15 protein-coding genes are annotated in these 12,294 nt (G+C 67.9%); 1 reads left to right on the top strand and 14 read right to left on the bottom strand.

Translation table 11 applies throughout. The features are described 5' to 3' along the window. From VNO22_15230 to VNO22_15290, 13 genes are all read right to left on the bottom strand, one after another. Positions 1 to 380: hypothetical protein (locus VNO22_15230; GenBank protein HXG62720.1), on the bottom strand; the 380-nt coding region annotated here is incomplete at its 3' end. 50 nt (positions 381 to 430) lie between these two features. Beyond that, a complete protein-coding gene (tdh, locus tag VNO22_15235; GenBank protein HXG62721.1) occupies positions 431 to 1,474 on the bottom strand; it encodes an L-threonine 3-dehydrogenase in 1,044 nt (347 codons plus the stop codon). Continuing rightward, the gene (locus VNO22_15240; protein ID HXG62722.1) at positions 1,471 to 2,313 is read right to left on the bottom strand and encodes a deoxyribonuclease IV; all 843 of its coding nucleotides are present in this window, start codon (positions 2,311 to 2,313) and stop codon (positions 1,471 to 1,473) included. The genes tdh and VNO22_15240 overlap by 4 nt, the downstream gene beginning before the upstream one ends. Before the next feature lie 49 nt (positions 2,314 to 2,362). Further along, a complete protein-coding gene (locus tag VNO22_15245) occupies positions 2,363 to 3,424 on the bottom strand; it encodes an HD domain-containing phosphohydrolase (GenBank protein HXG62723.1) in 1,062 nt (353 codons plus the stop codon). A gap of 65 nt (positions 3,425 to 3,489) precedes the next feature. After that, positions 3,490 to 4,464 carry a biotin synthase BioB gene (gene bioB / locus VNO22_15250; GenBank protein HXG62724.1) on the bottom strand — a complete coding sequence of 325 codons (975 nt, stop codon included), beginning with the start codon at positions 4,462 to 4,464 and terminating at the stop codon, positions 3,490 to 3,492. Continuing rightward, positions 4,457 to 4,729 carry a NifU N-terminal domain-containing protein gene (locus tag VNO22_15255; GenBank protein HXG62725.1) on the bottom strand — a complete coding sequence of 91 codons (273 nt, stop codon included), beginning with the start codon at positions 4,727 to 4,729 and terminating at the stop codon, positions 4,457 to 4,459. The genes bioB and VNO22_15255 overlap by 8 nt, the downstream gene beginning before the upstream one ends. Next, positions 4,722 to 5,993, bottom strand: coding sequence for a Phenylacetic acid catabolic protein (locus tag VNO22_15260; protein HXG62726.1), 1,272 nt, complete (start codon positions 5,991 to 5,993; stop codon positions 4,722 to 4,724). Before VNO22_15260 ends, VNO22_15255 begins: the two co-directional genes overlap by 8 nt. Before the next feature lie 2 nt (positions 5,994 to 5,995). Then, positions 5,996 to 6,586, bottom strand: coding sequence for an ABC transporter substrate-binding protein (locus VNO22_15265; GenBank protein HXG62727.1), 591 nt, complete (start codon positions 6,584 to 6,586; stop codon positions 5,996 to 5,998). Positions 6,587 to 6,613: 27 nt separating this feature from the next. Then, complete coding sequence (locus VNO22_15270; protein ID HXG62728.1) at positions 6,614 to 6,901, bottom strand: hypothetical protein; 288 nt, start codon at positions 6,899 to 6,901, stop codon at positions 6,614 to 6,616. A 41-nt stretch (positions 6,902 to 6,942) separates the two neighbouring features. Next, entirely contained in the window at positions 6,943 to 7,734 is a 792-nt protein-coding gene (locus VNO22_15275; GenBank protein HXG62729.1) for an enoyl-CoA hydratase/isomerase family protein, read from the bottom strand. 103 nt (positions 7,735 to 7,837) lie between these two features. Further along, on the bottom strand, positions 7,838 to 8,986 hold the full coding sequence (locus VNO22_15280; protein ID HXG62730.1) for a M28 family peptidase: 1,149 nt from the start codon (positions 8,984 to 8,986) through the stop codon (positions 7,838 to 7,840). A gap of 7 nt (positions 8,987 to 8,993) precedes the next feature. Further along, positions 8,994 to 10,325, bottom strand: coding sequence for a thioredoxin-like domain-containing protein (locus VNO22_15285; protein HXG62731.1), 1,332 nt, complete (start codon positions 10,323 to 10,325; stop codon positions 8,994 to 8,996). Next, positions 10,326 to 10,529, bottom strand: coding sequence for a hypothetical protein (locus VNO22_15290; GenBank protein HXG62732.1), 204 nt, complete (start codon positions 10,527 to 10,529; stop codon positions 10,326 to 10,328). It lies immediately after the preceding gene. Positions 10,530 to 10,589: 60 nt separating this feature from the next. Here VNO22_15290 and kbl point away from each other — a divergent pair, with 60 nt between their 5' ends. Continuing rightward, positions 10,590 to 11,789 carry a glycine C-acetyltransferase gene (kbl, locus tag VNO22_15295; GenBank protein ID HXG62733.1) on the top strand — a complete coding sequence of 400 codons (1,200 nt, stop codon included), beginning with the start codon at positions 10,590 to 10,592 and terminating at the stop codon, positions 11,787 to 11,789. On the opposite strand, the gene VNO22_15300 is transcribed toward kbl, so the two are convergent. Then, complete coding sequence (locus VNO22_15300; protein ID HXG62734.1) at positions 11,770 to 12,285, bottom strand: DUF309 domain-containing protein; 516 nt, start codon at positions 12,283 to 12,285, stop codon at positions 11,770 to 11,772. The genes kbl and VNO22_15300 overlap by 20 nt on opposite strands. Positions 12,286 to 12,294 lie beyond the last annotated feature (9 nt).

Consider the following 12,294-nt stretch of genomic DNA (forward strand, 5'->3'; position numbering starts at 1 on the left):
CGCGCCCGCGAAGCCACGGGGAACATCGCCCCCGGAAGGCTCCTCATCGCTTCGAGGGCCGCCCCTTCCGCGCGGGTCCCCGCAGGAAAGGCCGTCCGGCCGCGAACCTCGCGGGCCAGGAAATCCGAGTCGCGCAGATCCGCGCCGGCGACCCGCGCGACCCCGAGCGCCGCGGCGGCTTCGTCGGGCTTCTCCCGCGGCTCGGTCACATGGACGCTCGGGATCGCCAGCTCCTGAAGGAGGCGCGCCTGGGTTCCCGACACGACGTCCCCCGGCGCGTGCAGTTCGATGCCCGAGACGTCGAAGACGTAGGTTTGCAGAACGACCGATCCGAGGCGGGCGATTTCGCCGCCCCAGGACTCCGCGTCGATCTCTCTCATCCCCGGTCTCGCTGCGCCCGAACATTATAACCGCTGATCCCCGGAACCCCTTATGGATAGAGAAGCACCTTTCCTACCGGGCGGTCCGAGGCGGCGCGCGTCTCGAACGCGCGCTCGTAGTCCTCGAGGGCAAACCGGTGTGTGATGAGCGGCGCCGGATCGAGCTTTCCGCGCTCCATCAGGCGCTGCATCAGTTCCCACGTGCGGAACATATGCCGGCCCACGATTCCCAGGATGCGACGGCCCGTGAGAATGACGTCGTTGGCGAGGTTCAGCTCCAGCGGCCCCGGAGGGATGCCGAACGCGACGAACGTCCCGCCTTTGCGCAGCGACCGGAGGGCCGTCACGATGGCCTGCGGGTTCCCGGACATGTCGATGGCGATGTCGAGTCCCGCCCCGTCTCCGTGGGACTCCAGGCGCGCCATGAGATCGGGATTGGCTCCGTCGAGAAGCTCGTCCGCCCCCATCCGGCGCGCCAGCTCCAGGTGATGGGGGTTGACGTCGATCGCCAGGACCTTCACCGCTCCCAGAGCCTTGGCGGCGGCCACGGTGAAAAGCCCCGCCGGACCGCAGCCGAACACCGCGACCGTCTGCCCGGCCACCTGGGCCTCCGAGGCGGCGTAGACGGCGTTCCCGAGCGGTTCCAGGAGCGCCGCGACGTCGGCCGTCATGCCGGGCGGATTCTTCCAGGCGCACACGGCGGGAACGGCCAGGTACTCCGCGAAGCCGCCCGGGCGGTGCACTCCGACGATCTTCAGGTTGTCGCAGATGTGCCGCAGGTCGTGGCGGCACTGGTAGCACTTGCCGCAGGGGATGTGGCTCTCCACGGAGACGAGATCGCCGACCGCGATCCCTTCGACGCGGGGGCCGGTCTCGACGACTTCTCCGGCGATCTCGTGGCCGAAGACGAGCGGCGGGCGGATCACCGATTGAGCCCAGCGATCCCAGCGATAGATGTGCAGGTCCGTGCCGCAGATCGAAGCGGCCCGCACGCGCAGAAGAACCTCGTCGGACCCGCACCGCGGCGGCTCCACCCGCTCCAGAGACGCCCCCGGCGCGGGCTCCTTCTTCACGACGGCGCGCATCAGGCTCATGAGGCGGCCAGCCCGCGAAGAAGCCCCAGGTTGACGGCGTCCATGTCTCCCTCCTTGGGCGTCTCGATGACCTTGGGAACGTCTCGAAAGCGGGGGTCGCGCATGAGGCGCCGGAACGGCTCCAGCCCGATCCGCCCGCGCCCGATATGCTCGTGCCGATCGACCCGGCATCCCAGGCCCTTCTTCGAATCGTTCAGATGAAAGGCCTCGAGGCGGCGAATCCCCACCGCGCGGTCGAAAGCGCCCAGGGTGTCCTCGAAGCCCTGAGGCGTGGACAGATCGTAGCCGGCGGCGAAGACGTGGCAGGTGTCGAAGCAGAACCCCACGCGCTCCGGCTCCGGCACGCGATCCAGAATCGCCCCGAGGTGCTCGAACCTCCAGCCCAGACATCGCCCCTGCCCCGCGTTGGTTTCGAGAAGCACCCGCACCCCGAAGCCGCGCGTCCGGCGCAGCGCCGTTCCGAGCCCCCGGGCCATGCGGCGGATCCCTTCGGCCTCGGAAGCCTCTCCGGGAGAGCCGGGGTGGGTCACCAGAAACGCCAATCCCAGCGCTTCGCACCGCTCCAGCTCCTCCACGAAGGCGCGAACCGACTTCTCCCACAGCGCCTCGGCGGGAGAGGCCAGGTTGATGAGGTAGGTGTCGTGCGCGAACGCCGTGCGGATGCCGCAGGCCGCCCGGGCCCTCCGGAACGCCGCGATCTCCTCCTCGGGGAGCGGGCGGGCCCGCCACTGGCGCTCGTTTTTCACGAAGATCTGAATGACGTCGCAGCCCGCGTCGCGTCCCCGCTCGCAGGCGCGCGCCAGCCCCCCGGCGATCGACATGTGGGCGCCTAGATTCATCGAGGCGCCGGAATTATAGGTCGGGGGGAGGCTCGAATCCAGAAGACCCTCAGGGGACCGCGGGGCGCGCGGCCGGGGCGCCCTGCCGGGCCCGCTCCATCTCGACGAACGCCCGCACGCAGTCGGGATCGAACTGCGTCCCGGCCGCCTTCTCGATTTCCCGGAGCGCCTCCTCGTGGCTGAGGGCTTTGCGATACACGCGATCGTAGACCATGGAATCCCAGGCGTCGGCCACGGCGATGATCCGGGCGCCCAGGGGAATCTGGTTTCCCCGAAGGCCGTCGGGATATCCCTGTCCGTCCCACCGCTCATGTTCGTGCTTGACGATCTCCACGATGGGCCGCAGTTCGTCGATCGGCGAGAGGATCTGCTCCGCCACGAGAGGGTGGAGCTTGATGTGCTCGTATTCGCTTTCGGTGAGGCGGCCCTGTTTGTTGAGAACCTCGTCGCGGATTCCGATCTTGCCGATGTCATGGAAGAGCGCCCCGAGCTCGATCTGGCGGATCTGCTCGCGCGGAAGGCCCATGGCGCGGGCGATCTCGACGGACTTCTCGGCCACGCGGCGCGAGTGCCCCTCCGTGTAGGGACTCTTGGCCTGGAGCGCCTTCTCGAGCGCGCGGATGGTGTTGACGAACTGCGTGCGCATCCGCTCGCGGTTCTGGAGCACCTCCTCCGTGCGGGTCGTGATCCGCTCCTCGAGGGCCACCGTGTACGCCCGCTCCTCCAGGCGCCGGGAATGCTTTTCGAGCGCCACCCTCAGGCGGAAGCTGGCCTTGCGCAGGTCCAGCGGACGCGTGATGAAGTCGTACGCTCCCAGGCGGGCGGCCTCCACGGCCAGAAGCTCGTCCTCGTCGCCGATGATGAGGAGGAAGCCCAGCGCCGGGTTGACCTTGAGGAGGCGGCGCACATGTTCCAGGGGGGGCTTGAGGAGCGAATCGACCACCAGGAGTTCCGCCGAGGCCGATCGGGCCGCGGTCCCGGCTTCCTCGGGGGTCGCCGCGCAGATCAGGCGCAGCCGGTCGAGAACCAGGCCGCGCGCGAAGCTCTCCCGCGTCGCCGCATCCGGCGAAAGGAGGATCAGATCGCCCCGATTGTCCTGCCCCGACCCCATTCCCGACTTCTTATTGTATAGCCCACACCGGGAAGGTCGAAGGCGGAAAATGCGCGCGGAGGCGCCTATTCCGTCTGTATTTCGAAGCCGAGGTCGCGGATCATCCGCAGATCTTCGGAGTCGGAATTGCCGCCCGTCGTCAGGTAGCCGTTGGTGAAAATGGAATTGCAGGGGTAAAGCACGAGCGCCTGCAGCGCCCGCAGGTTCACCTCCCGTCCTCCGGCGCAGCGAATGTCGCGCGAAGGATTGACGAAGCGGACCATCGAGAGGACCTTCAGGCAATACTTGGGGTCCTGAAGCGGGCGGTCGCCCATCGGGGTGCCCGGCCGGGGATTCAGGAAATTGATCGGGATCGAGCTTACCCCCAGACGCCTCAGCTCGAACGCCAGATCCACGACATCCTCGTCCGACTCGCCCATTCCGACGATGCCGCCGCAGCAGGACTCCATCCCGGCCTCCTGGACATACTGGACGGTCCGGACGCGGTCCTCGTAGGTATGGGTGGTGCAGATCTTGGGGAAATGCCGCGCGCTCGTCTCGAGGTTGTGATTGAACCGGTCCACCCCCGCCTCTTTCAGGCGGCGCGCCTGGTCCGGCCGGAGGATCCCGAGCGAGGTGCAGATCCGGATGCCCACCGTGCTCTTGATTTCGCGGACCGCGTCGCAGATGACGTCGAGCTGGCGGTCGCTGGGACCGCGGGTCGACGTCACAATGCAGTACTTCCACGCCCCGGCGGCCTTCGCGCGGCGCGCGCCCTCGACCATCTCCTCGCGGGTCTCGAGGCGGTAACGCTCGATGTCGCCCGTCGCGATGCGGGACTGCGAGCAGAAACCGCAGTCCTCCGGGCACATCCCGCTCATCGCGTTTTCGAGAACGTGGATCTTGACGCGGTTGCCGTGGAAGTGCCGCCGAACGCGGTAGGCGGCGTGAAGGACGGGCAGGAGTTCCTCGTCCGGAGCGCGCACGACCGCGAGAGCCTCTTCGCGGGAAGGCGCCTTCCCCGCGATCGACCGTTCCGCCAGAGCGTTCCAATCAGTCATGCAGATGCCTCGTCAGCGCGTCGGCGACCCGGGGTTCCAGGGCGGACCACTCGACGCCGGGATCCTTCGTGATCGAGATGAAATCGTTCAGGCAAAAAACGCTCCGCACGCCCGGAATTTCCAGAAGCGCGCGGGCGAGCGGCTGGCCTTCGGCCTGGGCGGCGGACGAAAAGCTCAGGGGGCTCGGAAACATCGCCCGTCCGAGTCCCACGCGGACGGCGTTCGGATTGGGCGTGGGGCCGATCCGAAACGGCACGCTACCCATAGAACGGAAGCCCTTCCTCCCTGACGTCCCGGCCGGCCCGGGAGGCACGCAGGTTGTCCACATAGACCTTGAAATCCGGCCCGGTGATATAAGCATCCGGAAGGCTCCGGCGCAAGACGGAAAGGTAGGCGGAAAGGTCCGGGATCGGCTTTCCCTCCACGTCGCAGGTCTCGAACGCGTGGACGCCGCGGCGCCGGAAGAAGCGCGGACTCGGGCGGTAAAAGAGCTTCTCCCGGGAACACCCCTTCCAGGCTTCGCCGGTCGCCCGGATCCGCGCCGCCAGCGCGGGCGCCTCGAGCCGGTCGATCGACGGATCGAACACCCGCAGCACCTCGTAATTGAGGGCGTCGATCACCTCCGTCTGAAGCTCCTCGTAATACTGCGCCTGGGCTTCCCCGTTGAGGCGGTCCTTGAAGCCCAGCTCGACGACGGTCTTCCCGCCCCGCTCGTCTCCGAACATCTCCAGGCCGCGGGGAATCCATTTGTTGAGGTGCTTCTGGATCATCTCGGTGGAAACGTTGCCCTCGTCTCTTGCGGCTTCCGCGGCCCAATGCCGGAGCGGATGAATGCCGGTCGAGATATGGAACGCCTCCTCGTAGAGCATGGGGCCCATCGAGCGCGCCATGGGGGCGTAGGAGAAGGCCCGCTGCATCTCGAGCTGGTACTTCCCCACGCGGTCGATCACCGCCGCGAAGACGACGTTGTCCACGAACGAATCGAAGAACAGGTTGAAGGCGTCCAGGACGTGCTCGCCCGTCCGCATCGCCAGAAGCTGCTCCACCGTCTCGCCGGCGACGTCCTTGCCCACCTTGGTCCAGTCGTCGGAGGCCAGCACGTAGAGCATCTGATAAGCATGCCGGAATTCCTCCGCCATGACGCGCATGACGTTGAACTGGACCCGGGGATCCTGCGCCTTGGCGAGGGATTCGCGATGCTGCTGGATCGACCCGAGCTCCGTCGAGCACTGGGCCTTGATGATCCGCGCCGTCTGCAGGATCATCTCGTCGTCGAGCTCCGCCGCGCGTTCGAAGCGCGGGCGGCCCCGAAAGCGGCCGACCTCGACCACGGGACTCGGAAGCGGTCCGAGCTTGGCCACGAGCCGGAAGGGGGGCTGGGAGGGATAGAACTCCGACCACCGGCGCAACAAGTACTCGTATTCGTCGGGGAACGTCCGGCGCTGCCAGTCGAGGATGCGGCGGTGCAGAGGTTCGGGAAGCGTGCGGATTTCGAACTCGTCTTCGGAGATCCAGCCCCGGGACGGCATCGCTAGGGCCTCACTCTCCGCCACCCCCGCCGCCTTCGGCGGGGAAAGGCTTCCGGGTGGAGGATTTCGGCCAGAATCTCCAGCCCGTCCACCAGCCGCGGTCCCGCCCCGTTGAAGTACGACGGTCCGTCCACGAGATACACCTCGCCGGCCCGGACCGCCGGGAGGCGGCCCCACTCCGGCCGCGCCCGCAGGACGGGCAGCTCCCTCTCCGCCCGTTTCATTGTAAACCCGCACGGCATGAGGATCAACGCCTCCGGGGCGAAGGCCTCGATCTCCGACCACTCCACCCGGCGCGAGTCCCTCTTTTCGAGCGCCAGACCGTCCCGGCCGCCCGCCATCTCCACCATCTCCGGAACCCAGTGGCCGCTCGTGAAGGGCGGATCGAACCACTCCATGCAGAAAACCCGCCGACGCGGAAGGCCCCGCGCCCTCCGCCGGACGCGCGCGATCCGGTCGCGGAGCCGCCGCTCGAGCGGACGGGAATCGAGCCCGAGCGCGCGCCCCAGTTCGCGCAGGTCGCGGAACATGCCCTCGAAATCGTGCGCATGGAGGGCGAGCACCCGCGGGCGCGCGTTCAGCCGGTCGAGCACCTGCTCGACGTCCCGGGGGGCCGTCGCTCAGACGTCGCAGAGGTTCTGCGTGAGAAGGAGATCCGGCCGGAGCTTCCTCACCCGCTCCGCTTCGATCCGATAGAGGCTTTCCCCCGAGCGCGCGGCCTGCCGAACGAGACGGTCGATTTCGGCGCTGGAAAGCCGCTCCGGATCCACGATGCTCCGCGACACGACCGGCTTGCGCCGGGCGGCCGGCGGATAGGTGCATTCGTGAGAGACGCCCACGAGACACCGACCGGCCCCGAGGGCATAGACCATTTCCGTCGCCGTGGGCTGAAGCGAAACGATCCGCACGCCGCGATTGTAATCGAGCGCGTCCGCGGCGTGAAGCCTCCCTATTGCCCCCGGAACGAGGGAGGCCGTTTCTCGACGTAGGCCCCCAGACCCTCGCGGGCGTCGTAACTTTCGAAGAGCTGCTGCTGAAGCTCCCGTTCGAGCGCCAGCCCGTCGGCGAAATCCACCTCCGCGCCGCTCTGGACCGCGCGCTTGATGAGGCCGACCGCCTTGGCCGCCTTGTGCGGCGGACAGAAGCCCCGGACGTACTCGTACACGCGCCCGAGGAAGGCCGCACGGTCCGGCGCCTCGTAAACGAAGTTCAGGATTCCCCGCTGGAGCGCCTCGTCGAATTCGAACAGGCGGCCGCTGGCCATCATTTCGATCGCGGCGGATTTTCCCACGACGCGCGCCAGGCGCTGGGTGCCGCCGGTGCCGGGCAGGACCCCCAGGTTCACTTCCGGAAGCCCGATCTTGCCGGCCCCCTTCCGCGCGATCCTCAGGTCCGCCGCCAGCGCGATTTCCAGTCCCCCGCCCACGCAGGTGCCGTTGATCGCCGCGACGACGAGCTTCGGGGTCTGCTCCAGACGGTTGAGCGTCTCGTTCGCATGGAGGCAGAAGAAATACTTGAAGCGCGGCGTGACGGACTGGAGCATCCGGATGTCCGCCCCGGCGGAGAAAAACCGCTCTCCCGCCCCCGTCAGAACAATGGCGTGCACCGCGTCGTCGAACCGGGCCTTGAGAATCGCCTCGTCGAGCTCCCGCATGAGCTCGTGCGTGTAACAGTTGGCCGGGGGGTTGTTGAGGGTGAGGGTGGCGATCGGGCCGTCGGACGAATACTCGACGAGCGGCATGGCGATCCCTTTCAGAAGACGGTTTGATTGTAGGAACGCCCGCTCGGAACCGTCAAGGCGGGCTCGTTTCCGGGCCCCCTCTCTTTTGCAGGCCGCTCCGCCGTTATTCCTCCGACCGCGGGCGGCGGGCGGACAGGGTCGCCTTCGCGCGCAGCCGGCGCCCCTCGCGCTCGAATTCGACCTCGATCTCCTGCCCCGGGCGGCGCGAGAAGAGAAGCTGCGAGTACGCCCGGACGTCCGGCACGTCCCGGCCGTCGAGCGCCACGATGACGTCCCCTTCCCGCAATCCCGCCTTCTCCGCGGGGCTCCCCGCGGAGACGCCCGACAGGCGCACCCCCTTGCCCTCGAAGCCGTAGTCGGGAACCGACCCGAAATAAGGCGTCGCCCCCGAGGGCGCCGGGCCGCCCGCCGCCGAGGGCGAAGCGACCTTCCGGAACGCCATCCGCTCCGGAGCGTCCGCGATCCTCCGGACCAGGCCTTCGACGAGATCCGCGACGCGCGCGAGGCCGTCGTAATTCACCCGATCGGCCGTGTCGGTGGGCTTGTGATAGTCCGCGTGCGCCCCGGTGAAGAGATGAACGGCCGGCACGCCCTTGAGATAGAACGAGGTGTGGTCGCTCGGCCCCACGGGGTCCTGGTTAAAAGCCACCGGCACCGGACTCGCCGCCAGGTATTCGCGGAAGCGGTCCCCGCTGTCGGCGCCGAACACGATCAGCCGGTCCCGCAGCCGCCCCACCATATCCAGGTTCACCATGGCTACGGTCTTCTCGATCGGGACGATCGGATGATGCACGTAGTGGCGCGATCCGTGAAGACCGGTTTCCTCTCCGCTGAAGCAGGCGAAAATCACCGTGCGCGCCGGAGGCCGCCGCGCCAGACGCGCCGCCGCCTCCAGAACCACGGCCGTGCCGCTCGCGTTGTCGTCCGCCCCGACGTAGATCCGCTCTCCGTCCTTCCCGAGATGGTCGTAATGGGCTCCCAGGACGACCGCCTCGTCCGAGCGTCCCCTCAGAACGCCGGTCACGTTCCGCCCGCGCCCACCGTGGCCGGGAAACTCCTGAACATGGACCTCAAGCCCCAGACGCCGCATTTCGCCCGCCAGATACTCCGCCGCGCGCCGCTCGCCCTCGGTCCCGGCGGCCCGGCCCTCGAATTCCGGCGACGCCAGAACCCGCACATGCCGCTCGAGAGCCGAAGGCGCCGCTGCGCAACCGGCGGCGACCAGAACGCCCAGGACGCGAAGGAGCTTCATCCGGACCTCAGCGTTTCTCGACCGGAACCGTCGTCACCTCCCCCGTCCGGGCGTCGTACCGACGGATGGCGTGGTTGTTCTGATCGGCGACGTAAAGCAGGTCGTTGACCGCCCAGAGCCCGCTCGGTTCGTAGAACCGCGGGTTCTTGCCGTCTTCCCGCCCCCGCTTCCCGTCCCCCAGGAACGTCCGCACCTCCCGCGTCTCGGGGTCGCACACCTTGATCTTGTGGTTGTAGGCGTCCGCCACGTAGAGCTTGCCGTTCCAGGCGTGAACGGCCAGAACGTGCTGCATCCGGACTTCGGGGCCCTTCCCGTCGCGGTCGCCGAAGTCGAAAAGCCCGGTGCCCACGATCGTGCGCACCCCGCCGGCCGGATCGAGGTCCACTTCGCGGATTCCGCTCACCTCGGAATCGGCCACGTAGAGTTTTCCGTTCAGGATCGTCAGGCCGCTCGGCTGGTTGAAGGCCGCCGTCCGGTGATCGCCGTCGCGGAGCTGCTCCCGGCCGCTTCCGCTGAAGCGCCCGATCTTCCCCTCCGCCAGATCCATCGCCCAGATCTGATGATTTCCGGCCATCGCGATGAAAAGGCGGTCGCCGTCGAGCGCGAAATCCCACGGCGAGTTGAGCGGCGTCTGGAGGGCCTCCCCGAAGCCGCGCGGGTTGTACCGCTGCTCGCCCGTCCCGGCGATCGTCCGGACGCGCCGCGACTCGAGATCCACCTCCCGGATCCGATGATTCTCGGTATCGGCCACGAAGAGCGTGCGGCCCCTCAGAAGCAGGCCGTGGGGCTGATGGAAACGCGCGGTCCGGAAATCCCCGTCCTTCCATCCTTCGTCCGGACCTCCGATGACGTCGTGGACTTTGCCCGTCGGATCCGCGATGACGATCCGGTTATGGCGGGTGTCGCTGATGTAGAGCCGGTCGGGCGTCGCCACAAGCTTGGCGGGGAAGAACAGGGGCCCCGCGGCGAGTTTCGATTTCTCCAGCACGAACGTCCGCGGCGTCCGGTCGATCTTTCCCTCGAATTTCCGGATCAGCCCGTCGATCGCATGGGCCAGGACGTCGTAGTTCCCCTCCCCCGAGGCGTGTCCCACGATGTTCCCTTCCGGATCGATGAGGACGAAATGGGGCCACCCCTGCGCCCCGTAGGCGCGGAAGATCTTGAAGTCCGCGTCGTTGACGACCGGATGCTCAAGATCGTGCCGCAGGATCGCCTGGCGGATGTTCTCCGTGTCCTTCTCGTTGGTGAACTTGGCCGAATGGACGCTGATGACCACCAGCTCCTTCGCGTATTTCCGTTCCAGCCGCTTGATCTCCGGAAATACGTGGTGGCAGTTGATTCAGCAGTACGTCCAGAACTCCAGAAGAACGATCTTTCCCCGAAGCTCCGCCAGCGTTAGGGGCCGGTCGGTGTTGAGCCAGCCCACGCCGCCTTCCAGCTCAGGGGCCCGGATCTTGCGCTCCTCCTGCACGGCTCCCTCCGCCAGCGGCCCGAAAAAGGCGGCAAGGACTCCCAGGATCAGGGCCTTCCCCATGCGGTCCACCTCCGCATTATATACGCCCGCCCGTGGACGCGGGCCGGGGATTCTTCCTATACTTGCGCCATGGCCGACCTCCTCGGTCCGCTCCTGCGGGAGGAACTCGACCGCCTCCGGCGCGACGGGCTGTACAAGGAAGAGCGCGCGCTTCTCGGACCCCAGGGGCCCGTCGTGCGCACGGAACGGGGCGAGGTCCTCAACTTCTGCGCCAATAACTACCTCGGGCTGTCTTCCCACCCCGAGATCCTGCGCGCCGCGCGCGAAGCGCTGGAACGCTGGGGATACGGGCTCTCCTCCGTCCGCTTCATCTGCGGCACCCAGGACCTCCACCGGACGCTCGAACGGAAAATCGCCTCCTTCTTCGGCGCCGACGACGCCATCCTTTACACGAGCTGCTTCGACGCCAACGGAGGGCTTTTCGAGACGCTCGTGGGCGAGGAGGACGCGGTCCTTTCCGACGCCCTCAACCACGCCTCCATCATCGACGGCATCCGGCTCTGCAAGGCGGAACGGGTCCGCTACGCCCACCGGGATCTCAAGGATCTCGAAGAGGGACTGCGCCGGACCCAGAGCCGGCGCCTGCGTCTGATCGCCACCGACGGCGTCTTCTCCATGGACGGCGATTACGCACCCCTGGCCGAGATCTGCGAGCTGGCGGATCGCTACCGGGCGCTCGTCATGGTGGACGACTCCCATGCCACGGGCTTTGTGGGCCGCACCGGCCGGGGAACGCCCGAGCGGTTCGGCGTCCAGGGGCGCGTGGACATTCTCACCTCCACGCTCGGAAAGGCTCTGGGAGGCGCGGCCGGCGGCTTCACCACCGGCCGGGGAGCGGTCGTGGAGATGCTCCGGCAGCGATCCCGCCCGTACCTCTTTTCGAACTCCCTCCCGCCGGTCATTTGCGGGGCGGCTCTCCGGGCGTTCGACCTGCTTTCGGAAACGACCGCTCTGCGCGACCGCCTGGAAGACAACACCCGCTATTTCCGCGCCGAAATGACCCGGCGCGGCTTCGAGATCCGGCCGGGGGACCACCCCATCTGCCCGATCATGCTCTACGACGAGAAGCTCGCCCATGAGTTCGCCCGGCGGATGCTGGCGGAGGGGATTTACGTCGTGGGGTTCAGCTATCCGGTCGTTCCGCGCGGCCAGGCCCGCATCCGGGTGCAGATCAGCGCCGCGCACGAGCGCGCTCATCTCGACCGCGCCCTCGAGGCGTTCGAAAAGGTCGGGCGCGCCCTCGGCGTCCTCAAGGCTCCAGCCGGATAAGCGGCGGCGAGCCGCGATCCTCGTCGAGGTGATAGTCGTGCACGCCTCGAATGAAGGGACCGATCTCGAGCCCCATGAATCGCCGCCGCCCCACCGAGGCCAGTCGGGCCACCGCTTCCCGCGCCAGCCGCCGGGCTCCCTCGAGGGCGCCGGCGTGGCGCTTCAGGTTGGCCGCCGCCGTCTGGATGAGTCCCTGGTAAAATTGCGCCTCCGGCCCCTTCCGGCCCGCCTGGTGCCAGAGCCCTTCGAGCGCCTCGTGACACTCCCACCAGTACGCGAAATTGTAGAGATCCACGCCGTAGAGATATGTCTCGTTCTCCCGCCAGCGCTCGGGCGGAACAAAGGGCGGCGGGACTTCCGGAGTCCCGTAGGCATGCCCGCGCGGGTCCCGCCGCGGATGCGGATGGAGCCCCGCCACGAACCGGTACGGCGGAAAGGGCCGCGTGCTGTAGCGCGGCCAGGACGGATCCGGCGGCGCAGGCTCGACAAGCGTCACGCGCGCATG

It is taken from the genome of Planctomycetota bacterium (assembly GCA_035574235.1).
Taxonomy (GTDB): domain Bacteria; phylum Planctomycetota; class MHYJ01; order MHYJ01; family JACPRB01; genus DATLZA01.